This is a genomic window from Pricia mediterranea, assembly GCF_032248455.1.
Lineage (GTDB): Bacteria > Bacteroidota > Bacteroidia > Flavobacteriales > Flavobacteriaceae > Pricia > Pricia mediterranea.
Map to the genome: position 1 here is coordinate 1,448,499 of NZ_JAVTTP010000001.1, position 25,912 is coordinate 1,474,410.

16 protein-coding genes are annotated in these 25,912 nt (G+C 53.3%); 1 reads left to right on the forward strand and 15 read right to left on the reverse strand.

Annotation, left to right across the window (positions count from 1 at the left end; all coding sequences use genetic code 11):
- Positions 1–8: 8 nt before the first annotated feature.
- From RQM65_RS06160 to RQM65_RS06230, 15 genes are all read right to left on the reverse strand, one after another.
- Entirely contained in the window at positions 9–7,109 is a 7,101-nt protein-coding gene (locus RQM65_RS06160) for an ICP22 family protein (protein WP_314013452.1), read from the reverse strand.
- Between the two features lies 1 nt (position 7,110).
- Positions 7,111–11,727: a baseplate J/gp47 family protein gene (locus tag RQM65_RS06165; RefSeq protein ID WP_314013454.1), complete on the reverse strand. Its 4,617-nt coding sequence runs from the start codon at positions 11,725–11,727 to the stop codon at positions 7,111–7,113.
- Positions 11,728–11,743: 16 nt separating this feature from the next.
- Positions 11,744–12,169 (reverse strand): GPW/gp25 family protein, encoded by a 426-nt coding sequence (locus RQM65_RS06170; RefSeq protein WP_314013456.1) that lies wholly within the window; start codon positions 12,167–12,169, stop codon positions 11,744–11,746.
- Positions 12,170–12,284: 115 nt separating this feature from the next.
- Positions 12,285–12,575: a PAAR domain-containing protein gene (locus RQM65_RS06175; protein ID WP_314013458.1), complete on the reverse strand. Its 291-nt coding sequence runs from the start codon at positions 12,573–12,575 to the stop codon at positions 12,285–12,287.
- A 13-nt stretch (positions 12,576–12,588) separates the two neighbouring features.
- Positions 12,589–14,376, reverse strand: coding sequence for a type VI secretion system tip protein VgrG (gene vgrG / locus RQM65_RS06180; RefSeq protein WP_314013459.1), 1,788 nt, complete (start codon positions 14,374–14,376; stop codon positions 12,589–12,591).
- Positions 14,373–15,077, reverse strand: coding sequence for a CIS tube protein (locus tag RQM65_RS06185; RefSeq protein ID WP_314013461.1), 705 nt, complete (start codon positions 15,075–15,077; stop codon positions 14,373–14,375). Before RQM65_RS06185 ends, vgrG begins: the two co-directional genes overlap by 4 nt.
- On the reverse strand, positions 15,077–15,235 hold the full coding sequence (locus RQM65_RS06190) for a DUF5908 family protein (RefSeq protein WP_314013463.1): 159 nt from the start codon (positions 15,233–15,235) through the stop codon (positions 15,077–15,079). The genes RQM65_RS06185 and RQM65_RS06190 overlap by 1 nt, the downstream gene beginning before the upstream one ends.
- A 302-nt stretch (positions 15,236–15,537) precedes the next feature.
- Positions 15,538–16,008, reverse strand: a complete 471-nt coding sequence (locus RQM65_RS06195; protein WP_314013465.1) for a phage tail protein — start codon at positions 16,006–16,008, stop codon at positions 15,538–15,540.
- A gap of 9 nt (positions 16,009–16,017) precedes the next feature.
- Entirely contained in the window at positions 16,018–16,485 is a 468-nt protein-coding gene (locus tag RQM65_RS06200) for a phage tail protein (RefSeq protein WP_314013466.1), read from the reverse strand.
- Between the two features lie 45 nt (positions 16,486–16,530).
- Complete coding sequence (locus tag RQM65_RS06205; RefSeq protein ID WP_314013468.1) at positions 16,531–17,496, reverse strand: hypothetical protein; 966 nt, start codon at positions 17,494–17,496, stop codon at positions 16,531–16,533.
- A gap of 23 nt (positions 17,497–17,519) precedes the next feature.
- Complete coding sequence (locus RQM65_RS06210) at positions 17,520–18,413, reverse strand: hypothetical protein (RefSeq protein WP_314013470.1); 894 nt, start codon at positions 18,411–18,413, stop codon at positions 17,520–17,522.
- Positions 18,414–18,444: 31 nt separating this feature from the next.
- On the reverse strand, positions 18,445–19,848 hold the full coding sequence (locus RQM65_RS06215) for a phage tail sheath family protein (RefSeq protein ID WP_314013472.1): 1,404 nt from the start codon (positions 19,846–19,848) through the stop codon (positions 18,445–18,447).
- A 74-nt stretch (positions 19,849–19,922) separates the two neighbouring features.
- Positions 19,923–21,254, reverse strand: coding sequence for a hypothetical protein (locus RQM65_RS06220; RefSeq protein ID WP_314013474.1), 1,332 nt, complete (start codon positions 21,252–21,254; stop codon positions 19,923–19,925).
- Positions 21,247–21,885, reverse strand: a complete 639-nt coding sequence (locus RQM65_RS06225; RefSeq protein WP_314013476.1) for a Pvc16 family protein — start codon at positions 21,883–21,885, stop codon at positions 21,247–21,249. Before RQM65_RS06225 ends, RQM65_RS06220 begins: the two co-directional genes overlap by 8 nt.
- Positions 21,886–22,312: 427 nt before the next feature.
- The gene (locus RQM65_RS06230) at positions 22,313–23,494 is read right to left on the reverse strand and encodes an aldose epimerase family protein (protein ID WP_314013478.1); all 1,182 of its coding nucleotides are present in this window, start codon (positions 23,492–23,494) and stop codon (positions 22,313–22,315) included.
- 709 nt (positions 23,495–24,203) lie between these two features.
- Here RQM65_RS06230 and RQM65_RS06235 point away from each other — a divergent pair.
- Positions 24,204–25,883 (forward strand): methylmalonyl-CoA mutase subunit beta, encoded by a 1,680-nt coding sequence (locus RQM65_RS06235; RefSeq protein ID WP_314013480.1) that lies wholly within the window; start codon positions 24,204–24,206, stop codon positions 25,881–25,883.
- Positions 25,884–25,912: the final 29 nt, after the last annotated feature.

The following is a 25,912-nucleotide window of genomic DNA, read 5'->3' on the forward strand; positions in this document are numbered from 1 at the left end:
TCATACCCCTAGTTTAAAAGCTGCTCCAATTGTGCCTTAATTTCTTTATTTGCCGACGCTTGCATTTCGTCCAGGTTCCAATCCATGCGCAGCTGTTCGTACGAAAAGCCCTTTGCCCTTAATTTTTGCAGGCTTTGCTTCAGGGCCTTCGTATCTTTTTTGCTCAACTTTTTCCCCTTCAGCAGCAACATATCGAGCAGGTGCCAGGTCGCATTTTTTAAGAGTTCCAGAAATCCCGAAAGGTTGTTGCCTTCGTGAAGGCTATAGCGATCGAAAAAGCTTACCAACTTCCCGTACTCCGAAATTGTTGGTGGATTTTTAAGGAAGGATTGGACCCGCTGATAGCTTTTGGTCCGCTGCGTGGCTTTATCGGCCCCTTCGGCAGCATTGACCCGGTACCGGGCATTTCTTTTTTGCACGAGGTCCAGGGTTTGCCCGGCTTCCGGCCTTTCGACAGCTTCCCCATCGGATGCCCCCGGTTTTGGGACGGCTCCCACTTCCTCGCCTTCTTCCCCATCGGATGCTCCCGGTTTTGGGTCGGCTTCCCCACCCTCTACAGCGTTCTTCCTTTCTGTAGCGTTCTTCTTTTTGGTACTGGATGTCGCGGTTTTGGCGGGGGGTTCCCCCGACAGTTCCGAACCGGTCGAAAAGTCCTCGAAGGCTTGGGCGACATCGCCCTCCGGCATGTCGGGCTGGCATTCGCCCCAGAACAGGCTGCCTTCGGTTTCGGGCGGAAGGCAACAGGAGTCGTCGCTTTCCTCCTCCGAGGGGCCGCACTCGCATTCGCCGGTCGCCCCGGGCCGGGTGGCACAGGGAGGCTCGGAGCCCAACTCCCGGATACAGTCCACCAACTGACAGTTCGGGGAGATGCCCTCGGGATCGCAAAGCGCCGCCCCCGGATCTTGTTTCCAATCCAGCCATTTTCTAAATACCTCCTCGAACTTACAGAGGTCACGGGGACTTAACCACAGGATGTTCAGTCCCACCAAGGCGGGTGCCTCCTTATACAGCAACATCTCGATGGCCTTTCTACTGTCCCTCGTCCTAAAACGTCGGTCCCACGCGGGCAATATTACGGTCGCCCAAAAGGAATAGGGGTCGCTGCCGGGCAAGTAATAAATGGTGTCGGGGTCCACCCCGATTCCGTTATCGGGACCCGCCCCGACCTTGGCCTCGGCGCAGGGATCGTCCCTGTCCCTATCGGGTTGCCAGGCGATATTACAGCAGTAATCGGGACAAATGGGAAGCAGGCAGCTCTTAAACCGGAATTCGTTGTCGCCTATCGGGATCTGGTACCCGCATTCGTCACCGGACTTGGGGCGCATCAGGATATGCTCCAACACATGCATGCCAGTTTGCTGCACACAAGCCTTGGTATCCGCTATGGCGTCGAACACGTCTTGGGCGCATTCGTATTGCTGGGGATGGTAACCGATAAGCTTTCCGGCATCAACAAGACGGAAGGAGTAGGGACCGTTCGGCGACCTTTCAGTAGGTTCCGGGGACAACTTCCCCTGCAGTACGCGATCGCGGAAATCTCCAAAGGCCTTGACCGCCTCCTCATAACAGGGGTAGCAACGGCTCCCGGTAAAGCCGATGATTTCCGCCGTACCGGTGGTCTTGTCAACATCGTCGCAACCACAGGGCTGTAGGCCCTCCTCGGTGATCGTCTCGCCTTCCGCCGGAACGAACAGCCGAATGCAGTAGCCCTCGTCCGTACCATGGATGGGGAAATAGGTGTTCTCTCCCGCTCTGGGACCTTTTTCGGGCAAGTAGCGATCCCAGTCCAATTTCTTCAGGACCTCCATCCATCGGCCCACCTGCTCGTCCCGTTCCGCTTCCGAATCGTAGTGACGGGCGTGGTCCATCACGTAGTACCCGGGGGAGACCACTTTGAATTTCCAATAGATACGGTCGCAGAAGACGATGTAGTTTTTATCATCCTCCGCCGCATAGACGAACTCCCTTACCCCCCTTGGTAGGCAGTCGCCGCAGGCGTCCTTGTCCTCGGGATTCGGAAAGGCTTCGTCCCAGGCTTCTTCCTCGCTTTCGTATGCGCAAAGACTTTCCACTAAGACTTCCACCAGGCCCACAAAATATTCGCCCCTTTCGCACAACACCCTACAATTGTTCGATATTCCCGCCAGGGTATAAAAATGGCGGTAGGCCTCAAGGGCTTCGGCACTGCTCCCGAAACATACGGTACTTTCCCAAAGCAGGCTTCCTAAAGTTGGCGCCAGGGGATCGATCAGGCAATCGGTATCGATCAATTCGGCATCGGCGAGCACGACCCGGTACATGTACTTCGTGCCGCCCGCCCCGTTCTGGCCGTCCGGAATCGGAACAATGGGATACAGATGGGCGAGGGCGACAAAATATTTTATCACAGGCAGGCCTTCGTCGGCAGATCGGTCAGTCAGGGCCTCGGGTACCACGGCAAAGAAGGAGACCTCGTCACAGGCCGCGGAATCGGGGTCCCGATAGGTTTCCTCCAAGCTTATTTTTCCGTTTTCTCCGTAGTTATCGGGGTCCCTTGCCACATCGATAACCGTCAACCACTGGGCCTCCCAGGCGGCCTCGGCTTCCTCGTAACTTTCGTAGCCCCTGTAACTGATCAACCTGAACTCCCGGTCGCCCTGGGCCGTAAAACAGACCTGATAGTGGTAGAAATGGGGATTTTTTTCGGGACAGACCACCTTTTTCTTCGGGGGACATTCCTTCAGGTCGATAGGGGGGACCACATCGCAGATCTGGAACTTGATGCGCTCAGCCATCTCCTTGGTCCCACAGTTATAGGGACTCCTAGCGATGGGCGCGTTCTTTTTATAGAATCGCCATTCGTATTTTCCTTCCGGATGCTGGGCGATCTCCCCCTCGATAAACCGCACCCTGGGGGTACCCTCTTGCGTATAGATGTCCTGGATATACCCGACAGCCGCCCTTGCGGTATCCATCGAGGCCTTCTCCCCGCCCGCCCGGTACTGAACGGCGATGGGCGTTTTTTTATCCCTTTCGAACAGGGCGAAATCGAACCTTCTTCCTTTTTTCGTTACGGGTTCTAGACGCAGGGCCGGCAGTTTTTCCGCGAAGACCCTATAGCCCGCGGCCGCCTCCTTATGTGATGGGTAGGTGTTCTTTCCCTTGAACAAGGGATCGAAACGGCCCTGTTCGTCGCTGCCGCCATAGACAAAACCGAAACGCGAGGGCACTGACAGCACGTAAAAACGGTACCGGTGCGGGGCCAGGAATTTAGATCCGTTTTTCCTTGCCCGCTCGACGATACACCGGTCAAAATCGGCCTGTGCCTTGTTTTTTGAAGGAAATTCCGAGTCGGACTCGAGGTAGGGACCGCCCTTGTCCGATACCGACCAAACATAGCGGCGGGGCTCTTCCTTGACATAAACGGGTCTTTCGTTCTTTTTTAAAAACTGCACGGCAGTGTTCAGGGCCCTGTCCCTCTCGGAAGCGGTTTCCAAATGCCCCGGGGGCCAGGCCACAAAGGTATCGGAGTCGTCCCGAAGGAGGAAACGGTATTCGGGATTGCCCTCATCGCCAGACCGCAAGTAGTTCTTTTTTTGGGCACCCAGGGTAAATACCCGGCCCATTTGTTCAAGGGCCTGCCTTTGCGACCCGAAACAGCTATAGGAGACCAAAATCGTGGCACTCTTGCCATCCAAGATCCGGAAACCGTATTTTTTATCCGATTTTTTGTAATGAGGGGCATTGTTCCTGTTGCCGAATATCTGGGTACATTCCCCTATCAAGGCTTCATTGTCGTACCCGTTGTCGGGAAGTGGACCCGACACGGCAACGCGGCCCCCTTTTTCGTTCCTCAGTTCCAATATCGATCCGCCGTCCGTTTCGACAAAGGCATAATGCGCCGCCTCGGTTCCCAAGGTTTTGGCCTGTCGCCACGCGGTCACCGCCCGCTGCCTATCGGGATAGTATTGGGCGCCCCTCAATTCGATATTTCCCTTGATGACCAATTTCCAATGCCAGGAATCGTCGTGTTCGGTAAGATAGTCGCGGATTTCGGCTTGCCCGATCAGCTTTTCCCATGCCTCGTCTTCATTTTCAAAGACCTGCCCGCCCTTTTTCTTTCTATCCGCTCCGGGCACGTCGATATGCCAATTGTAACTGATCAGGGTCCCGATTTGGAAATCCAGGGCCGCGGTATCGAGGTAGAAGTCGCCGTCTACGGGAAGTAGGCGTAACCTAGAATCTCCTTTCCGTTTAGCGCCCCCGCGCTCCGCGTCGGCCTGCCCTTTGGTCCGCTCGTGGGTTTTACCCCCGTCCGTTGCCCCTTTTCCGCCTTCCTTGGTTTGTTCTTCCCTCTGGAACCCTTCATCGATTTTACGCAGGCCATTCTTCCCGTCCTCCTCTTGTTGCCCTTGGCTCCCAACTTGAACCTCCCCTTCGTTGATACGACGGATAAATTCCCCTTTTTTTTCCCGGGCCGCTTTTTCCGAGGCCAGGCTGGATCCTTTATCGAATACGATGACCTCATCTTCGGCATTCAATATTTGCTGATGGTACCGGTAGCGGGCCACGGTGATATTTTCCTGGGCGGTCCGTACCGAAAACAGCCGGTGTATGGTGGTCCTGTTAAACCCGTTCAATTCCTTTTCCAGCCGGTCATAGGTAGCGGGATGCCGCAGATCGACCAATACCCTTTCCGCGGCACGGTAGAGTTCTTCCTTGGTATCATAGCTGCGATTGCCGTGGAAAAAGACGTTCTCCCCGGGGCCGCGCAGCTGTATCCGAAAACATTGCGATACCTCAAAATTGCAAAGGTTCCTGCGCCGGTAGTTTTCCAGCCCGGCCAAGAGGGACGTCCGTTTTTCGAAACCGGATACGTTATCGGTGTTCCATGAGGCCTCGCCATAGTTGAAGGCCCTGGCCCGGTTTCTACCGAGGTCCGCAACCTGATGGAGGTAGTCGGACTGATCGTCGATGGTACGCCGGTCGAGGTCGGTATCGCCCATCCTGTATTGATACTGTAATAGGGTGTAATCGGTAAACTGTTCCCCGAACCGGGCCAATAGGTGGTCTAAAAACCGCTTGCGGCGGCCTTCGTATTCGGTACCATTCTCGGTAAGGCCCTGAAGGAGGTCCATATAGGAAAGGGGATCGTAGTTCAGGTTGAAATAATGGACGTCGGAACCGCCAGGATTTGACAGGTCGGATACCGGGTTATAGCTTTCCCGGAGACCACAGAGAAAAGCGGTGGATTTCGCGTCGTTATAGGCCTCGCCAAAGCTCGCGAACCTTTTTGGCCCCACCAGGGCCACATCGCCCGGAAGCGAGGGGTATAAAACAAAAAAATGACCGCCGCGATCGATAAGGACCTCGACCTCATACCGATCTCCCGAGAACGATTCGACCATCTGGTCGATATAGATGGCACGGACGGCGGCGGAGCCAAAGGTCAGGATACCCAGTGGGGCCCGGTCATCGTCGCAATAGCCCGAGACGGTCAAGCTCGGTCGGGGCGAGGCATCGAGTGCCGTGAGGGCCATGTGCCATTTGTCGTCGCGGGCCACGGCAAGGGCCAGGCGCGCGCCGGCGTCCATTTTCGCGTCCGCCTCATACGATTGTAGAAGATCTTCAAGGCCTGGGACGGTCTCTGCAAGCTGCGTAAAATAAGTGTGCCTATCGGTCGATGGCCTATCGGATTCGGGCGTTAGGGCGAAGAGGGAGCGGATACGGGTCAGCTGCGCGGCGTAGTTCGCCAGCATCTGGTCGTAGAATAACAGGTATCCCTTGAGTTGCAGGGCCTGGGTCTTTCGCAGCAACGAGGCCCGTTCGGGCAGGCCGTCGTCACCGATACCGTAAACGACCGGAAAATCGTGCTGGATGCTCCGGTATGCCCCGAGATCGTCGCGATACCTACCGGAGGGGATCTGGGCGTCGAGCTTGTTTTCGGGCAGATGGAACTTTTTCGGGAACGAAAAGCTTTTATGGACCTTGGGTTTGTCCAAGGCGATATACCCCTGTTCGCCGTACACGTCAACACAGGTGGTCTCTAGGGAAAACACCGGTACCTGATCGTCGGAAATTCGGATACCGGTGGCCCATGGTCCGGTCTCCCCGTCCTCTTTTGGACAGAATTCCGGGGCTGGAAGCGGCGTGCCCCCATTGATATGGATGTTCTTGACCCGCAACACGCCCTCGACACCTAAAAGTACCGTGTAGAGGTCGGAAAGGCGGAGTTCCTTCCTGCGTTCCAAGGCCTCGAACTCGTCGGTATCGACAAAGCCGTAGCTATGCTTTCGATACGGTCGGCCCGCAAAGATTTCGTCGATCGGCCGTCCTTTTTCCAACAGTTCCTTTAAGGTGTAATACCGTACCCGGGGCTGAACGAATTCACGCAGGGCGGCAATGAGCTGGGCGTAGACCTTTTCGGGCAAGAACCCGTTGGCGATCTCCACCTCGGCGCATATCCCGATATCAAGGGGCTGCAACAGGCATATTTCCTCCCTGAAATCCTCGCAGAGGTTCCGGTGGGCCATCAAGATACGCCGCACCTCCCGCACCAAATTCCCATGGTCTGTCTGGCTGCGGACCCGTTCGGTGTCCTTTTCGATATATACTTTATAGAGTCCGTTCAACCGAACGTCCATAAAAGGATATTTTAAATCGCGCATACAGCGCTGGTTGTCAGAGTATTGCGCGCTCTTACAGTCCAGCTGGTTCCGGCGGCCATCGATGAACAGGGGCACCTCCTGGTCCGCAGGTTCCAACCAGGCATTCCGGACCCCGCCTACCTCCAGCAACAGTTTTCTATAGTCCGTAATCGTAACCGGGTTGACGGTCAAGACCTGCAGGGGGGTCGGAAAGTTGTCGTCCGTAGCCGCGCCGCTATCCGTGGTAATGAGATCTTCAAAGGGAAGGTTGGTCCGATACCCGAGGTCCATCAGGGCATAGACCAGCGTCTCGAGGATGGTGATTCCCGGGTCGTGCACGTTGTGGTCCGTCCACATCTTGCCCGCAAGCTCCCCGATATGCTCCAGGCCCTCCCTTCGGAGCTTTTTGAAATCGAGGAATTCCGGGACATGGGGGTCCACGGGCGATAACACGTTTACGTTATGTTCTGCTGCATCTGCCATATCAAATCAATTCTGTCGATATTCCGTTCCCCACCGATGGCTCCGAACATTTTTCTCTATCGATGCCCACACAGATCTTTCCGGCGGTCAAAACGGACCTGGCGGTGAGGGGCCGGATACGGGATCCGGTCTGTTCGCACGGACCCTCGAGCTTTAGGTCCGCTATAAAATCCACATACTCCAAGCCTTCGATAAACCCGACGACATCGGAAAACAGCACCTCTTCGCCGAAGGCCAGTTTTTCGGTATCACCCAAGAACCACGGTGCCAGGAAAGCCACCAGGTCATCCTGTAACTTTTTCGCGTAAAAACTTTCCGATTTTCCGCGGTACAGGCGTACCGAAACACAGACGTCTACCGGTTCGTACCTCGGGTTCATGATCTTTAGCCGGGCGAAGGGCGATATCCGCTTCCTGAGATGGTCCCCTATCTTTTCGAGCAGGCTGAGGGGTGCCTTGGGTTCCAACTGATTGCCCGCCTTTAGCTTGGTCAGGTCGGGAATGACCGCTACGACCACAAAGCCCGGCGCCACCTCAAGGTCCCTGCGGTACGAGTTGGCGGAAAGCCCCATCGTATGCGAGATACACTTTACCTTATAGATCTCGGAGAAACCTTCCAATACCGTTTTTTCGTAATCGCCGATCATCAGGCCCCTGCCCTTGTGTTTCAGGTGTTCGCTGACCCGAGTATAGAAGTGGCCCTCTGCCTCGGGTTTTCGTCCGCCGAAGGAGGCATAGGGTTGCCCCACTTTTTTTACACTGAAATCGCCTTCCCGTAGTTTTGTGATGCTGCCCGCTTCAAGGGCGGTTTCCAGGCGGCCGGTATCGTTCGCATCGTCTAAGCGCGCGGACGCCTTGGCCGCCTGGGCATGGACGCCGATGGTCTCGGCCACGGCCCTGACATTTTCCGCGGCACTCACCTTGATCCAATACAGTCCCGCGGGCATTACCGTAGTGCCAATGTCGTCAATGGCGTCGGGCACGGCGATGGTCACGATGCCGGAGACCGTAAGGCCGTCGGTGCCGTCATCGATAACGTCAAAATCGGGCAAGAGCTGCACCCAGGTATTGCCCGTCAGATAATGCCAATCGATATGGGCCCGGTCCTGTTCCGAATCCGCCGTGGCCTCCGCCAACTGGAACAACAGCGAGAGGTTGCCCCCCGGAGTAAGGGCCTCCAGCCCGATAAACAGCGTTCCCTCGTCGTCAAAGTAGGGGAACAGGGTCGGTACCTGTTCGATATCCTCGCCTTTCGAGGTGTTTTCAAAGGGGTAGAGATGGGTAATGGCAATATCTTCACGGATCGCCTTTGCGGAATAATCGAGGAACAGATTCTTGATAATAGGAGTCCAGGGTTCCTTCGGGATCAGGGCCTGGAAGCCCGACCCATAGAGAAAGTTGAAGATGCCCGTATCGTCCAACAGGTTGTCGAAATCCTCGAAGGCCTGTTCGACCTCTACAATCAGGGCATCGATGCCGTCCGGATCCGTAAAGTGCGCCTTGAGGTCCGTCAAAAAGAGGTTCAGGTTGTCGATGGCGGTCTGGGCACTGCCTATGGCTATATTGTTGAGGGCGGTAATGATCTCTCCCTGCTTGGCCGGAAAGGAGGCCGCGAAGTCAAGGATGGCCCCGACCACATCGTTAAAGTATTGGGTCAGATCGTTGTCGAGGGCCGTCTTGGCGTCTTCGATGTCCTCCTTGACAGCGGCAATATCACCCTTTAGAGCGGCCTCGTTGTCTTCGATAAATTGAAAAACGCCCCTGACGGCGGTAATCAGATCGCCGGTCAGGTCGCTTACGGCCTCGATGATCTCGTCCTCGTTCAGGAAATCGACGATGGGCGAGATGACGATTTTACTGGAATCGTCGACATAAATGGCATCCGCAAGCTTTTTGTTCTCCCCGGTACCGGCATACGAATAGGCCAGCATTTGCCGGGCCAGGACAAAGGCGTATTCCTTATGTAGAAAATCTTGGTCCGCCAGGGTGAACTTCAGGAAACCGTTCTGTGAATTTTTGAACAGGTCGATCGGTTGGTCGTAGTCGATGAAGCGGTCGGTCAGGCCATTGGTAAACTGCCATGCATATTGGGTCACGTCACAGTCCAGATCCTGAAATTCGAGATCAGCTAGGTCGGGCTCGCTGAACAGTTCCATTTTATCGAGGTGGGCCCAGGTACCGGTGTCCAAGAGGTCGATCTTGACCTTAAAGTCGCCTTCAAACAGCCCGAAATGCTCCCCTGCCGGTGGATCGTTCGTATCGGCCTCGTGTTTGAGGTAGGCCTTGTAATAATCGTGAAAGTCGTGCGGTTTTTCCTTCCATTCCATGTTGACCCGGACGGCCTCCCATTTTTTATAGAGGATTTCCTTGCTGCCTATGTAAAAGCTGGGACCCAGGAAGAGTTCGGGATTGGTGACAGGGTCTGCGGGGGCGCCCAGATCCACCTGGTTCATCGGGTCGAAACCCGGCACTTCGGGCCGGATGCCAAAGGGATGGATCTGGCTGTTGGGGTCCAACACCCCTTCGTCGTTTTGAACGATCAGGTTCTTGACCCCGCAGACATCGACCTCGATCTGGGCATCGCCGAGCCGGAGTTCCCTGAAATAATGGTACAGGGATACATAGCGCTCCTGGTGGCGGACCGGCGGCTTTTCAAGGCAGCAATCCGGCCGAACAGGGGTATCCGGTTTATCCAAATCATCACAATCAAACGCGTTCCTTTTAATGCGGGCCTCCTTGTCCAGTTCGATCTTTACCGCGGGAAGGTTTCTTCCTATCTCAATTTCTTCCTTCAATTTCTCCGGATCGAAAAAGACCACCGGGGGGTCTTCGGCCTCCAAAGTAACCTCCAATTCCAGTACCACCTCAGAGGCGGAGGAGCTACTGACCGAAATGTCGACCGGGTTATCGGGATTCGGCCTTACCCAGTCTTTTTCCCCGCTAAGGGAAACGCTTAGGAAAGACCCGCCGGGGGTGGTCGCGTTTTCGTCGAGACACCTACAGAGCACCGCCCGGTCGCCTTGCCCGAACATGGGCCGGCAACTGATCGGATCTTTTTGAAACAGGAAGCTCCGCAAATCCTCGCCGATGATAAAGGGATGCTCTTCGGCAAGCAAGGCTTCCAGATGCGCTTTTGCCCCTTCTGAAAGGGTATCTCCACAATCTTCCAACAGGTCTTTGGTCAGAGTGTACCACTTTTGGGCCTGCAGTGCGTTTATGGCGTTTTCGATATCGGAGCCGGTAAACCCGATATCCGATGGCAGTTCGCAGGTCAACCTTATCTTGATCTCGCGCCTGCCCTCCTGCAGCAGCAGCACCGGGGAGGAAAGCACAAAGCCAATCCGGGCCTTCGGATGCTCCTGCACTACGGGCGAACCTTCCCCTACATATTTACTGTACTTCGAGCCCAGGGTGGACCAGTTCGTCGGTTCGTCGTCGGAAAACTCCTTTCCCTGCCCGTCAAGGGAATTGGCCATAGGGGCCATATAGACCCCCTCAAGATAGGTATTGTCGGCCCCGGTGACCGTGGGCAGGGCAAGGGTTCTAAGGTCCTTGACCTGCGCCTTGTCCAATACGATTTCCTGATCAAGGCCGAATACGATATCCTTTTTGTTGGCGTCCTTGCCATCCTTAAGCAACAGGCATTCCGGGAGCGGATAGGCCTCAAGGTGTTTGGCGACCTCAAAGACAATATGCGCTTGGTCGGGCACCGCTTCCCTAGGTGCCATCCTCAACACCTGTTGGTAGAAAAAATCCAAGTGTTTTTTCCCGAGTTCGTTGATGTTTCCCTGAAAATACCGGAACAGCTCCAAAAAGGTAAACAGCAGCGCCAGGTGCGCCTCATGGCTTTGCCGCAGCTCCGCTTCCAAGGGTCTTAGGCTCTCCTCGATGTACCCTGGGGCCGCCTCGACGATCTCCCCGAAGCCGTTCAGCATTTGATGGAACAGGATGTTCAAGGTTTCCGCCGCGATCATAAAGGCCTCCCGTTTTCCGTGTCGCACCTGTTGTATGCGCCGATCGAGGGCATATACCTCGTTGACCTCGAGTTGCCACGGAGGGGACAGATAGGCGGTAAACTGCCCCTTTCCCGTACATAAAAAGGTCGCGCTGGCATTATGCAGGGCGATGTAGCGCTTTGCCGGTTCGACGAACGACGATTTTAGGGTCGCCAACAAGGGTACCGTAAAACTATTTTTGACTGCGGCCACGGTGTGGTAGAGGGTGTCAACGGGGGTCAGCAGCCTGTCGTCGATAAACCGGAGGAGGGATTCGAGGGATTGTTGGGTCGGATCGGCCTGGAGCCCCCCGTACAGGGCCTGGAAGCGCCTTTCCAGGTCGTCGGTCGGGACCTTCGCAAGCTTTGCCAATTGAAAGGGAAGGCTGTCCGCAAAAAAGGAGGTCCAGGAATCCAATTGTTGGTATTCGCCCGCCACGGGGTCGTCGATGTGGGTGTAAAAATTGATATAGCGCGCATATTCGCCAATCAGGTAGAGCCGGTCCGCCAGGGTCTTGCCGTCAATCGGGGCCGATTCGGGTGCCAGGGCATCGATGACCCTCGTCCGTTGGCTGGTGCCGGTACGGTGCTTTAACGGATGTGCTATTTTCGACGCTTGTTGCATAAAATCTTTTAATTGTTCAGATGGCCCGGTCGGCTTCCCTTAGGTAAAAGTCATAGACATAGTTATACCGGGTGTTGGTGCCCTCGATCTCATAATGGACGGTAATCCTGAGGATGCCCTGGATGAGCTCAAAGGACTCAGCTTCGGTGATATCGACCTTTTCCAGCTTAATACGGGGCTCGTAAAAAAGGATGGCCCTTTCGACCAGATCCTTCAAAAAACCGATCAGGGAATTGTCCATACTCTCAAACTGGTAATCCTTTAGGTTACAGCCATAGTCCGGCTGCATGACCCGTTCCCCCAGACTGGTGGAAAGCAGGATCTCGAGACTTTGTTCGATATCCTTTTCGGCACTGACCAGGGTAACGGTAGCGGCCTCTTTATCGAAGTCGGGTGGAAAGGACCAGCCCGTGCCCAAATATGCTTTGTTGTTATTTTCCATTGTTGTCGTTCTTGTTCTTGGCGACCGTTATATCCTATGTCAATTTTTTTTAATGCTTTTCTACCTAACGACCCGTTGTCGAACATGACGTAAGAGGGTACGACCTAAGACAATCTCACCCCCCGATCATCACCGTGGGCATACCCTGCACGATGACCCCGCCGTGGGCCGTACTGTCCCCCATCCGGGCGGCAGGCCTCCCGCCGATCAGCACGGTGCCAGAGCCTTTTACGATCGTATCGGGCGGGCCCGTGCAAACGCACATATCGCCGATAACCGCTGCCGGCTGCCCCCCGATCAGCACGTTGGGCACCGAGGGCCCTACGATGGGGCCGCCAACGTGGGGCACCGGCCCGTTGGACAGGGGGCAGGTATGCATATCGGATATTCGCGCCGCTGGTGGCATGTTTCTCGTTTTATCAATTAATGTTTACCAAGGAACCCTTGATCTCTGTAATCCCGTCGGAGGAAAGCTTGGCGGTCGCACCTTTGACCTCCATACTCGACTGGGCCGAAATGGCCATCTGGGCAGCGGCCAGGGTAAGGGCGGCCCCCGCCTTGATATCGATTTTTCCGGTAGCCTCCATTTTGATGTCCGAGGCACTCTCGATCGCGATGCCCGACGGGTCCATCGTAACCGTGTTCCCGTTTTGGTCGTCAATACTGATCGAGGAACTGTCCTCGTCGAGCGTGATACTGTTTCCGGCCGGGGTATCGATGGTAATGGTCTTGGTCTCGTCGTTAAAGTGGACCCGCATTTTCGACCGGGTCACAAAGCCCTTTTCGTGATTGGCATCCTGAGCATTTATCGGGGCGGGTTGGGGACTGCTATTGAGCATTCCCAACACCACCGCGTCTCGGGGATCGTCGTTCACGAAGCCTACGATGACCTCGTCCTCGATCTCGGGGAGAAAGAACGAGCCCCTTCCTCCATTGGTGCTTCCCTGCCCCGCGTCGAGGGTGGCGACCCTGGCCCATACGCCCCTGGCCGCGTTGTCTATGATGGGCAAGCGCACCAGTATCCGGTTCTCCCCGTCGGGATCGTCCTGCAATTGCACCACTTTTCCGATCTGGAGACCGCTGATGGCGGGTACCAGGCCCGCGGCGGGCGCATCGGCGATGTCGTCGTATTGTCGCGAATAGCAATCGGGGGGCAGTCCGAATTGGGCTTGGGTGTACCAGGAGCCCTTGTACACGTCGTGCCGTACCGCACTCACGTAGGCCTTACCGGTAAACCGGCTCCCTACCCCCTGCAAGTCGATCAGCTGCCCCGGTTTCAGTTCGCCGAATCCCGTGAACTTGGCCCGCCCCCTGATCTTGGCCAGGCGGCTGATCTGCATCATCGACCGGGTCCATTCCTGCAGTTCCTCGGCGATGGCCTGCCCGGAGTGCCGCAGTTCGTATTTTTCGGGGGACAGGTCAGCCGCCATCACCGCCCCATCGACATTGCCCGGTTCGTTGATCTCCACGCTATCGGTCTCGTGCTCGAACAGGCCTTGGGCCCCGTAATCCCACGATCTGGCCTCGACCGCGTTCCACTGGGTCCGGCCGTCCATCTCCGCCTCAAAATCGATCAAGGTCGCGCCGAACAGTACTGAAAGTGCGGCATCTGTATCGGTATTGGGCATCTTGACGTTGATTTTGCCGTCGTCGCATAGGACCAGTTTCCCATTGGCCTCGGCGCGCAGCATTAAGAAATCCCAATCGGTGCTATGGTGCTGCACCATCTCTTTGTGCGAGATGCCGGTTGCCTCGACCTCATGGTCCAACATCCCGTAGCGGTCGATCACCTCTTCCATAATCTCACTGTCCCTTAGATTCTCATAATAGCGATTGTGGCGGCCCAGGGTCATTTTTACGGCCTCGTCCCTACAATCGAGGATCAGTTGGGTCTCCCCGCTTTCCCTGACGCGTATCCCGTGTTTTACGATAATCCCTTTAAAGAGTTGGGCGTTATTGCCGTCGCGTCCGATTTTTAGGGATATGGGTTTTCCGGGCAAAAATTCTTCTTGTTCACTGATCTGAAAGGATTCCTCAGCCGCATCGCCGTCCTTGAGCACGACCTTGGCAGAGGGAATTCCATTGATTTCCCTTATGATCGAAATGGAAATCACCTGATACCCCGGATCCACCAGTTGGCCATCGATCAAGATGTCGAAGGTGGATACGTTGTGCGATGCCTCTACCGGGATGATCCTGTCTTTCATATCACTGTTTTATCCAAGGGCGGGAAAACCATCTCAACGCCCGGTTCGATTTCTCTAAAGGTGGTCAGGCCGTTGGCACGGGCCACCTGGGTTACGTATTTGGGGTCGTCGTAAATCGTGTGGACCATGTGGTCTAACCGGTCGCCCGCCTTGACCAGGCGGACATGGGTCAGATCGGGCGATTTTTTTCGCTCCCGGGCGACCCGCTCCTGTTGTGCGATATAGTTCAAAAAGGTGGCGCTCGCCTTGATTCGCAGGGGATCTCCGTTGGCCTTGAACAGGCTGTAGTTGAGATCGAGGTTCGAAAGGATGCAGGGAAACGTGAAATCGCCCCATTGTACGGACAAAAAATGCGGCCGATGGATCTCCCCGTTCATATCGTACACCGTCTTCATAAAAATGTCGAGCTGCGCCTTTACCGAAGGGTCGTCGCTGTTGTAGGCGTACCCCTCGATGGTCTGGGTGCCGTCGAAGGTGAAGTCCAACTTCAGCTCCTCGGGCTTGGTGCCCATGTAATCGGGATTGGTGCCCTGATTGCCCTGTCCCTGTTGCTGGTTCAGCTCTACCTTGAAGTTCTGGCTGAAACTTTCGGGGTTCACCGGGAGGGAAATCGGATTTTTATCCAATTTGGAACGTCTTTGAAAACCTTCGTCGTCAAAGGCGTGTATCAATACCTTGATCAATTGTCCGCTCTCGTCCATTATCTTTCCGATTTTTGCTTAAGGATGTCGAATACCTTTTCGACGATCTCGTTGACCTTGATTTCCTCGCCGGTTTTCGCCCCTTCGCCCCCGGTTGCGGCCCCGCCGTTTTCATCGACCTTGGCCTTGATGATCAATTCCCTGATTTCCAATGGCATAATGTTTATTTTTTAGTTCGCGGTTTTTGGCCGACCCACGAGGGAAAAACTTTCTCTTAAAAAACCTTCGGTTCAAATTCCAGAAAAAGTATCCCGAGCATAGTCGAGGGGCCAAATCCCGAATCCTTTTCAAACTCCAAAAAAAGTATCCCGGCTGCGGTCGAGGGGCCAAATTCCAAATTCTTGTTTCTTGTTTCTTGTTTCTTGTTTCTTGTTTCTTGTTTCTTGTTTCTAAAAAAGGTATCCCGAGCGCAGTCGAGGGACCAATTCCAAATCAAGAAATTGCCAAGGGGGCGTTTGCGCTAGTTCGCGACCAGCTTAAAATAGTTATAGCTGAGTTCGAGGGTCTCGATCAGCACCTCTCCCCTTTCGGCATTGAGCTCGCCCACCTTCCAGCTGACGGGCCATACGTGCGACAGCTCCCACTGCATGAGGATGTCGTGGTTCTCGTTCAGCAGCTCGACGTCTACTCGGCTCAAGGGGGTGATTTCCAAATCTTGGAAGGCTTTCTGCAACCAGACGGTTAGGGCGGAATCGGCGGGCGTGAGGATGCCTCTTTTGAGGGTAAGGGCACTGTATTTTCTGCGACCGGGAATATTGTGTTCAAACCGGTTTTCACCGCCTTCCTTCAAGGTTTCCTTTTCAATCTGCACGTCCAGCCCTGAAACGGACTGAAATTTCAGGTCCGCTTCCTTTCCGTCGGAGAGGTCAAAAAAGAACACCCTAAAATGGAAGCCGACGATCTGATGCACCGTATTCGATACCAATTCCATACGCTTTCCTTATTTCGCCTCCAAAATGGTGAGCCCCTCATGGACCAGCTCCATGGTCTCGACCGCCACCTCGTTGGCATCGGCCTTGAGGTCGGTGGACTGTACCTTGCTCGGCCAGGCGTTCTCGAGTACCCAGGTGATGATAGGCTCGTGGTTCTCGTTCAACAGTTTGATGGTAACGGCCCTGCGGTACTTCGATCCCGTTTCGTTGCCTTCCTGAAAGAAATAGGTCTTTTGCCATTCGGTAAAGAAGTCGAAGTCGCCTTCGAACGTTCCCCTTTTTAGGGTCACGTTGCTGTACTTGGTCAGGCCCGGCTGTTTGCTCTTGTTGTATTTCTTGCTGCTGCCCTCCCGGTATTCGATCACTTCGGTTTCAAAATCCAGTCCGCTGCATTCCGTGAACCCAATCCTGAAATCGCTTCCCCATTCGACCAAGAAATGAAACTTGGGTAACGGATAATCTCCTATAGCTGCCATATCTTAATTTTTAATATTAGTACTGCTGTATTGTTGGTTAACTGCTTATTTGCCTGTCTCGAGCGCCTCGGCCGCCGCAATGGCATCGGTCAGGCTGTTCTTTTCCGAGAGGGATTTGTCGCTTGTTTTTTTGCTTTCGACCCAAAGGTCCTTCAAGGCCTTGGTCTGGCCCTCGGCTTCCTTGAACTCCCCCTTGATCTTTACGTAGTAGGTGTTTCCGCTGATGGTATCCAAATCGTCGGTTTCTTCCCTAATGGGGAATTCCGGCTGGGGTTTGGCCGCTTTGTGGTCACACGGATATTGCGGCTCGGTCACCTCGCCTTCCTCGCCCGGTTCGCAATCATCGTCTTCGCCGAACGTGGTCTCCCCGTTGAGGATATCGCGGATGCCTTCCAGTTTATATTCCAGCCCCAGTTCGCCGCAGAGGTATGCCCACAGCAGATCGGCACATTTCAGGGTTTCAAGCAACTTGTCTAGTACCTCTTTCTGCAGGTCGCAAATGGCGGTAATCTTGGCCTCATAGGCCTCGATACAGGCGATGACCTCGGCCTTGTCGTTTTCGCCGATATGCTTGAGGCAATTGATAAGCTCCTTGAAATACAGGATCTTTTTCTTCAGTCCCTGGTCGTTGTCGTCATAGGTCTGGAAACTATCGAAGATGGTCTTGACCAAACAGGTCAGTTTCTGTAGCACCTCGTAGGTGCATTTCGATTTCACACAAACGGTCTTCAGCTGTTCCAACAAAAAATCGAGTTCCTGGATGACGGCTTTTACCTTGTCGTCGGTGGTCTCGATGAGGGTGCACCAATTTTTGAGTTTGGACTCCCAGTTCAGGGAATTGTCGTAGGCTTCTTTGTGTTTTGCGGTCTCGGCCGCCTCGACACTGTACCGGTCGCAGACCGTTTCAAGGTCATCCCTCCATTTTTCGAGACATGTTTTGGATCCCGGGTCCCCATTGCCCCCGTTGTCGTCGCAGCAGGTACTTTGCGGGTCTTTTATAAAGCTTCTCATCGTATTTTTCTTTTATGGGTTAATTAATTCTGATCTCCCTTTTTGATCGTTCTCGCCTTTTGCGGGGGAGTGTCATCGGCTTCTTCACAGCATTCCTCGAACTCCTCGCACAGGTCGAGGCACTCCCCGTCACAGTCGCAATCGCAAATGAAATCGATCAAAAGTTGTAGGCCCTCGACAGTGGTTCCTTCCGAGGCCGCGTCGCATTCAATCTGGGCGAGCTCTTCCATAATCGCGTTCAGTTCTTCCCTGGCGGCCTCGACCTCTTCCCCGGTGGATTCGATATAGTCTTCGGTACACTGTTTGAAGGCGGCCATCTTTTCGACCAAGGTATCGACAAAGGCCTTCAAGCTTGTTGTATTGGTAAAGGTCTGGATGCCTGCAATGGTAATTATCGACTCTACCGCATTCTTGCCCTTTTCGACCATTTTGTTGGATTCCCCGTTCAGCTCCTTCAAACAGTCGTCCACGGCCTTTCGGTCATCTTCGGTTATTTTGCTGGATTTGGAGAGCACCTTGTTCTTGACGCAGTTGGTCATGGTACAGAGTTCATCGTTGGCTTCCACGATTTTCGTACACAGGTCGCCCAGCAGTTTAGAGGATTCCGATATCAGTTTTTCGATGTCGTCGTCCTTTTTGATGAACTCGTCGATATTCGTCTGGATGATCTCGGTCTTTTTGTACTGCCCCAGGGCGACACAGCTCAGCAGGTCTTGATACATGTTGTGGGTTTCGGAGGCCCGATCCAGACAACAGATCTTATATCCCTTGGCCGTCTCCTTCGATAGCCGGGTCGTTTCGTCGGCCATTTGTTCGCTGGTGGCCGTGTTCTGTTCTTTTTTGACAATGGTCAGGTAATCACAAACTACCGTATCGGGAGTCTGCGTTCCACCATCGTTGCCGTTATTGCTTGCCATGTCTCTTGTTTTTTATGGTTTTATATCCTAATTATTCCGACAGCATTTTATGGCTGAATCTCAAGATGATGAATTCAGCGGGCCTTACGACCGCCATGCCGATTTCGACGATCATCCTGCCCTCCCAGATATCGAGCTCGTTCATAGTCTCGTTCAGGCCTACCTTTACGTAAAAGGCCTGTTCAGGGGTGGTTCCCATCAGGGCACCCGCCCGCCATTGCTGCACGAGAAAGTTATCGATCATCGATTTGACCCGCGACCAGGTATTGATGTCGTTGGGTTCGAACACGAACTGGATCGTGGCCTTTTTCACGGATTCCTCGACCATGTTAAAGAAGCGGCGTACCGGCACATAGCGCCATTCATTGCTGTTGCCGGCCAGGGTGCGGGCACCCCATACGATGGCCGGGCCCCTACCCACAAAGCTGCGGATGGCATTTACCGATCGCCCGGAGCCCGCATCCACGTTCAGGTCGCGCTGCTGTTTGTCGGTAATCTTCAACATAGGCCGCACTACCAGGTCCATGCCTACGTTGGCAGGAGCTTTCCACACCCCGCGGGACGAATCGACACTCGCATAGAGGCCCACCACTCCCGGGGAGGGCGGCATCTCCATGGGAAAGTCCCTTATTTTGCTCTGCGCCTGGAAATAGAGGGCGTTGTTCCCGGCCTTAAGTCCGTCTAAGGTTCCCGCAAAGGCCCCTGTGACGTTGACATTGGCATCTCCATCGCCTTCCCCTCCGTAGTAATAGTTCAGTTGGGTCTCCACATTGGGAAAATAGGTGGCCCCATATTTCAATATATCCTCGCTCGCACCGAGGTTGGCCGACCGCATCCCGTTTATAAAATCGAGATAGTTCAGGGCGGTAATCGGCTCGTTCTGCCAAATATCGATCACCGCGAAACGATCCTTGAGCTCTACGCACATATCCAAAGTCTCCTTGAACAGGCTATAAAAATTGGCCTGGTCTGCGATGCCTTGGGCATCGGGATAGACATACAAGGTAATCTCGTCCACTTTTTCGGTGGCGTTAAGCCCTGCCTTTAGCACGTCGCTGTCAACGATCTGGGTCGAATAGTCGCCCACCGACACGATCCAGCAGGGGCCCCCGCCATTGGCATAGAACATCTGCACCGCGTAGTGCATGAGGTATTTTGAACGGTCGGCAAGGCTTACCTTGATGTCGCCGGGATTCTCGAGAGATCCGGAGATATCGACCGTTAGTCCGGTTTCCTCGTCCGGATTCCCGAAAAAACGCTCATACTCCAACAGAGAGGTTATTCTTCTCGGTTCGTTGGTTAACGGGTCGCCGCGCTGGTCCTCGGCTTTTTCGGTGTACCCGATAAAGGCGGGAATGGCCGTCTCTACCTGGGCGATCGACGGTGGGAGTTTCGGGATCTCCTCGATCTTAACTCCGGGTGTTTTGTAATTCATAATGCACTGTTTTAAGGTTTATAATTTCAATTGTTTACCGCACGTGTTGTATAGAAGCCGTGCCTTACCAAAATTCAAGACGAGTCCAATAACCGGTTCGACAGCCCGAGAAACACCTCCGAATAGATTTTGTCGTTCTCCACCCGCAAGCCCGAGATTTCGGGATGGGGCAGCATCAATTCCGCCCCGTTCATAAACGGCACCAAGGTTTCCGTCAGTGCTTTGGGCGCAAGAGATACCAATCTCTCGTTGGCCGCCGTCTCCGGGGCCAGATGTGCGCTCGTATCGGCCACTTCAACCGCCGTAAAGGGGGTGTCCCGGTTATAGCGCCAGTAGGCGCGTCGGTTCTTGAACCGGACCTCGAAAACGGGATGCGGCTCCAGCACGTCGGCGGATGTCATCCGGGTCTTCAATAGCCCGTCACCATCCAGCAGACTATAGGGGGAATCGGGCTCGTCAAAGCGCAAATCGATAACGCCCCATTGCGTTTTGTCATAGAGGGTATCGTCGAGGTGCACGGCATAGGCGAGCTCCGGCCCGGCGTTGGCCGTGACCTTTAAGACGTAACCGCCGGAGGGAATCCCTTCCGAATCGGCTTCTTCCCCAACCGTGGAGAAGTTCAGGGATAGGTTTTCCAACGGCTCGGTAGCGCTTTTTGAGATGGACTTCACCGGGGTGCCACCGGCATCCTCCAAAACGAAGGCGATATCCAATACCGCATCTTCCTTTTTTATCGTATAATCGAATTCGTGCGGCAGCAAGGTGCGGTCCGCCCCGCTCACATAGCGCCGATGCTTGATATCCTCCCAATGGGCGGGTTCTGATCCGTCGGTCTGTTGCAGGGCTTCCCTCAGCGTACCCCCGAAATCGACAAGGGCTCCCATCTCATACTGCATTCCGGGTTGGTGCGGCCTCAATTTGTCGGTAAGCTGGAGGGATTTATAGGTGGGAAAGACCGCTTCATCGAGTTCGGCCCTGCCTTTGTTCGTAAGGTAATGGATGGCGGGAAGCGCCGATCGGAAGCCCAGATTGGTAATCGACCGGAAAAACGGCATCCGGGTCCGCATCGAAAAACTGAGGGATACGGTATCGGGCACGTCGCGGCGGGGCCGGAAGACGGTGTCGCCCGCCTGGTCTTCGGCCGTCACTTCCATTCCGAGAACAAACCCGAGCGGTGTACGCGATAGTATCATCCGGTATTCGTTCATTGTTGAATTCGTTTGTTCCAGGGGACGGATATCCAATACCCCGTGGATGTCATAATTTCCGTAGGCCAATTTTTCGACCAGGACGGGTTCCTTTCCGGCCTTGTTCCTTTCAAAAAAGGAGGTGCCGTCACCGGTGGTCAAAAAATAGTCGTGCAGGATTTGCACCTCGGCCAGTTTCTTAAAATGCATTTCACTCATCACAATCGGCGTTTATCAGGGTTTCAACCGTCTTGATCCTTTCGATGACCGGGGCCTCCTGACCTGTGTTCTCCTGAATTTTCACCAGACGAATCTTGTAGAGGGCCGATGGCACCTGCTTACCGCCCAAAGATCCCCACAGATGGTTGATCTGTTCGAAGGTCAGGGTGTACAGTTCGACGTTCAGCCGCAGTGCCTCCTTGACTTCCTCGGTGACCACCGTATTCCCGGAAAGGGTCGCAAAGGGGGAATTCTTGACGGTAAAGGTTTTTTTCGATTGGAAAAACTGGACGATCAGCGACAGCCTGTTCAACGCGAACTCATAGGCATCGGCCAAATCGGGTCCCAATGTTGCGGAAATCAACATGTACAGGTTGAGAAATACCGGGGGCTCGACATATCGGGTACCGTTGATACCCTTTACGGTATTGCCACAGTTCTTTAGGGTACTTTCTTCCTCGATGTTCACCAAGGTCATGACAATCTTGTTGTTCAGATCGGCTTCCTCATTGTCAAGCAAGGCAATATTGTGTAGGATGACATCGTCGGAGGTAATGTCGTCGCCTGGGCTATTGAGGGAAATATAGCTGCCCAGTTCGTCCTGCAATAATTTTAAGGCTATTCCGATCATACGATAAGGTCATTAACCAATGGATCGGGGGAACGTATTGGGGTACTGTCGACGGGTGTCAAAACGTTGGTATTGGGGGAGTGTAAAGGTGGGGAACCTCAGGGTCTGGGTAGAAAAACATAGCGGTGGGGAGTAGCTCACGCTAATGTTGAAACCCGCTTTTCGGTCGGTGGTTGGTCGGTAAGGGTGGTAAGATGATCAAAAGGATGAAAGGAAACAATCCCCATTTTTGGGGATTTAGGTCATCTTTATGCGAAATCGATTCGAGCGCCCCCGTTCTTTCGGGCCTCATTTATATGGCGAAGAAGTTGAAGAGGTCGGATGGAGCCTCGTATAAATCCCCTATTGTCCTTTGCATCATCGGCGGACAGTTGATTCTGCATGTCGGATCCGGGGGAACAGGGATTGGTATGTTCCACCTCGGATTTTATTCCGTCGAAAATTGATACTCCGTAACCGTACGATAGGTATCTTCCGGCCGTAGCTCAATCGATGGAAATTTCGGCTGGTTCGGTGCATCGGGGAAATGTTGGGTCTCCAGACAGAAGGCGGATCTTTTGTCGTCTTTCGCACCGGATTTCAAGGTGTTCTCCGAAGCCATAAAATTACCGGTATAAAACTGCACCCCCGGTTCTTCGGTAAACACGTCCATAATAATGCCCGACTTGTCGCCGATGACCTTGGCAGCATGGTTCATGCCTTTCTCCCGCTTGCTGCCCAGCACAAAATTGTGGTCGTAGCCGCCCCCGAAACCTAACTGTTCGTTATCGGCATCGATACGCTCGCCGATGGTATGGGGACTCGTAAAATCGAAAGGCGTACCCGCGACCTCCCTCAGCTCGCCGATGGGAATCAGACCTTCATCGACCGGCGTAAACTTGTCCGCATAAATCTGGATCCTGTGGTCGAGAATGCTGCCACTCCCCTCCCCGTTCAGGTTGAAGTAGGCGTGATTGGTCAAGTTAATCACCGTAGGTTTATCGGTAGTGGCCTCATATTCGATTTTTAGGGTATGGTCGTCAATCAAGGAATAAGTCGCCTTGGCCTCGAGCTCCCCCGGAAAGCCCTCTTCCCCATCGGGAGAGGTATAGCGTAGCTCTAAAGTATAGCCGTTGGGCTGGTTCGCATCCCATACCTTGTCCTGAAATCCGTGTTCTCCGCCATGCAAGGCATTTTCGTTGTTGTTGGGCTCTATGGAATATTCCCTTCCGTCAACCTCGAATTTACCTTGGGCGATACGATTGCCGACCCTTCCGATGGTGGCCCCGAAGTAAGATTCCGGTCCGTCAACATAGGCTTGGGCGCTGCTGCGGCCGATAACGACATCGGTAAGGTCACCGTTCTTGTCCGGCGTCCACAGCCCCACGATACGCGCGCCGTAGTTCGTCATGGCCATTGTCAAATCATCTTTTTTCAACCAATACAATCGGACGGGCTTGCCGTCGATTTCGGTCTCGAAATCTGATTCTTGCAGATTAGTTTGGATGGGTTTTTCAGATTTTGAAGCGGTTTCATCATTCATATTGTCGCTCTTTTTGGTTTCCTTGCAGGATGTAAAAATTATTGCGACCGCAAAGGAAGCTATGATATATAAGGTTTTTCTACCCATTTCATTTCTAAGTTGATATCGATTCGATAGCCAAATTACAACATATAGGCTTTACTATAAAATGACGCACCAAAGTATTGTCAAAGATGGAAGACAGGCTTGAATTGACTATCTTACTATTTTGATGACAAAGTAAACAATCTAAACACAGAGAACAAAATCTCAATCGCAGACCGCAAAAACAGCACCAAAAACAGAGACACCATCTGGTTGCTGAGCGATGTAACGGATTGGGAACAGTCACTCAGGTAATGGAGTTAAATATATATATTGATATGGAAACATACTAAGAAGGTTAAAATGGTAGTTTGCTAATCGTCCTAATTTGAACAAAGGAGTATGGCACCCCCCCGTTCGAGAATATAGGATTTAGTCCACCTTTCACCCCAATAAACACATGCAACAAAAGCCCCCAGCCGTACAAAGTAGAATCAATGTCGTAAAGACACCTCTGCCCCCGATGGATGAGTAGGTGCAGTACTTGCAGACCATTTGGTCTCGGAGGTAACGACCAAGGTCCAGTCCGTATCGGATTTTGAAGACATAATAAAGTAACAGGTTCTAGGTAATACTATAGGACGAAACTAAGTTAATTTTAGGGAACGCCTTATCGGTAGTCCATCATATACTAAAACAATCGCTAAAAGTTTTGACGTAGATAACGCGGAGGCGATTATTGGCACAAAAGAATTTCCGTAACTTAGTGGGAATGGAAAAGAAACTGTTCTCCGAATTCGATCCGGTTCCCGCAAAAGCCTGGAAACAGAAGATTCAGTACGGGCTAAAGGGCAAGGATTACAATGAACATGTGGTATGGGAATCGCCCGAAGGCATCAAGGTCAAACCTTTTTATCATGCGGAAGACCTGCCAAAAGTCGGTTCCGATGTTACCCAAGAACAACTTTCCCGGTTACAAAGGGATGCCGAAACTGCCCAAGAGCAGCCTTCCTCGGGAAATAAGGGTGCTGAAACGGTTCAAGAGAAACCTTCGTTGGGGAAAAGGGCCGCTGAAACTACCAAAGAGCGGCCGTTATCGCAACAGGGTGGGGTAATCACTCGTACAAAGCGGCTTTCCTGGCAGGTTACGCAAGAGGTTTTTGTCGCCGACGCGGCCAGGGCGAACGCCAAGGCACGGGATGTGCTGCAACGGGGTGCCGAGAGTCTGATTTTTACGATTCCATCCGAGGATGTCGATTTGGGAGTGCTGCTCAAGGACATTGACCCGGGCACTGTTCCACTGCATTTCAATTTTCGATTCTTTAATCTGGATTACATCCAAAAAGGGATGGATTTTGCCGGGGATTCCCTGGGGAATGTCCATCTTAACCTTGATATCATTGCCCATTTGGCCTGCACCGGGAATTGGTTTTATAATTTGGAGAAAGACTTTAAATTGCTCGATGAGCTTTTGGCAGCTCACACGCAAGGCGGAACCATGAACACTATCGGGGTCGATGCCTCGCTGTACCAAAATGCCGGAGCCAACATCGTACAACAGTTGGCCTACGCCCTTGCTCATGCCAACGAATACCTGAACCGATGTGGGAAATTTCGGAACGGGAGTGGTTTTTCTGAGGATAGGAACACGAACGACCGCCACAACGCTGGAGGACGCGAGAGGAGTAAAGAAACTTCCGGGGACCTAGGTCTAATAACAGGATCTCTTGCCACTGAAGAGCCTAATCTCAATGAAAAAATCACTTTCAAAATAGCAGTGGGCGGCAACTACTTCTTTGAAATCGCCAAAATTAGGGCCATGCGTATGTTATGGCAGACCTTGGCCGCAGAATATCAAGTATCCCCGCGCTGCCATATTCTCGCCGTTCCGTCAAAACGAAACAAAACTTTGTACGACTTTAATGTCAACCTGCTGCGATCGACTACGGAATGCATGTCCGCCATTCTCGGGGGAGCGGATAGCGTCTGCAACCTTCCCTACGACGCCCTTTATAAAAAATCCAATGAATTTTCAGAACGTATCGCCCGAAACCAATTGCTTATCCTAAAGAAAGAGAGCTATTTCGAAGGCAGGGAACATCCTGCCGCGGGAGCTTATTATATCGAATCGTTGACAAAACAGTTGGCGGAGAAAGCTTTGTTACTATTCAAGAGTATCGAGCAAAACGGAGGATTTTTGAAGCAGTTAAAAGCCCAGACCATCCAAAGAAAAATAAAGGAGAGCGCAGCCAAAGAGCAACATCGCTTTGATAAAGGGGATGAAATTTTAGTAGGAACCAATTCCTTTCAAAATGCAGCGGATACTATGAAGGAAAACCTGGAACTGTATCCTTTTGTTAAAACAAAACAACGCAAAACCCTGATCGAACCCATCGTCGAAAGGCGCTTGGCGGAGGGAATCGAGAAAGAGCGGTTGGAGAGTAACCGTTAGTCAATAGTCGTTAGTCGTTGGAAGCAATA

Excerpts from the sequence above, each read along its gene's own strand:
- RQM65_RS06220 (WP_314013474.1), bottom strand. The coding sequence starts at position 21,254 with ATGAGTGAAATGCATTTTAAGAAACTGGCCGAGGTGCAAATCCTGCAC.
- RQM65_RS06195 (WP_314013465.1), bottom strand. The coding sequence starts at position 16,008 with ATGGAATTGGTATCGAATACGGTGCATCAGATCGTCGGCTTCCATTTT.
- RQM65_RS06235 (WP_314013480.1), top strand. The coding sequence starts at position 24,204 with ATGGAAAAGAAACTGTTCTCCGAATTCGATCCGGTTCCCGCAAAAGCC.
- RQM65_RS06215 (WP_314013472.1), bottom strand. The coding sequence starts at position 19,848 with ATGAATTACAAAACACCCGGAGTTAAGATCGAGGAGATCCCGAAACTC.
- RQM65_RS06185 (WP_314013461.1), bottom strand. The coding sequence starts at position 15,077 with ATGGACGAGAGCGGACAATTGATCAAGGTATTGATACACGCCTTTGAC.
- RQM65_RS06210 (WP_314013470.1), bottom strand. The coding sequence starts at position 18,413 with ATGGCAAGCAATAACGGCAACGATGGTGGAACGCAGACTCCCGATACG.
- vgrG (WP_314013459.1), bottom strand. The coding sequence starts at position 14,376 with ATGAAAGACAGGATCATCCCGGTAGAGGCATCGCACAACGTATCCACC.
- RQM65_RS06160 (WP_314013452.1), bottom strand. The coding sequence starts at position 7,109 with ATGGCAGATGCAGCAGAACATAACGTAAACGTGTTATCGCCCGTGGAC.
- RQM65_RS06190 (WP_314013463.1), bottom strand. The coding sequence starts at position 15,235 with ATGCCATTGGAAATCAGGGAATTGATCATCAAGGCCAAGGTCGATGAA.
- RQM65_RS06230 (WP_314013478.1), bottom strand. The coding sequence starts at position 23,494 with ATGGGTAGAAAAACCTTATATATCATAGCTTCCTTTGCGGTCGCAATA.
- RQM65_RS06170 (WP_314013456.1), bottom strand. The coding sequence starts at position 12,169 with ATGGAAAATAACAACAAAGCATATTTGGGCACGGGCTGGTCCTTTCCA.
- RQM65_RS06175 (WP_314013458.1), bottom strand. The coding sequence starts at position 12,575 with ATGCCACCAGCGGCGCGAATATCCGATATGCATACCTGCCCCCTGTCC.
- RQM65_RS06225 (WP_314013476.1), bottom strand. The coding sequence starts at position 21,885 with ATGATCGGAATAGCCTTAAAATTATTGCAGGACGAACTGGGCAGCTAT.
- RQM65_RS06205 (WP_314013468.1), bottom strand. The coding sequence starts at position 17,496 with ATGAGAAGCTTTATAAAAGACCCGCAAAGTACCTGCTGCGACGACAAC.
- RQM65_RS06165 (WP_314013454.1), bottom strand. The coding sequence starts at position 11,727 with ATGCAACAAGCGTCGAAAATAGCACATCCGTTAAAGCACCGTACCGGC.
- RQM65_RS06200 (WP_314013466.1), bottom strand. The coding sequence starts at position 16,485 with ATGGCAGCTATAGGAGATTATCCGTTACCCAAGTTTCATTTCTTGGTC.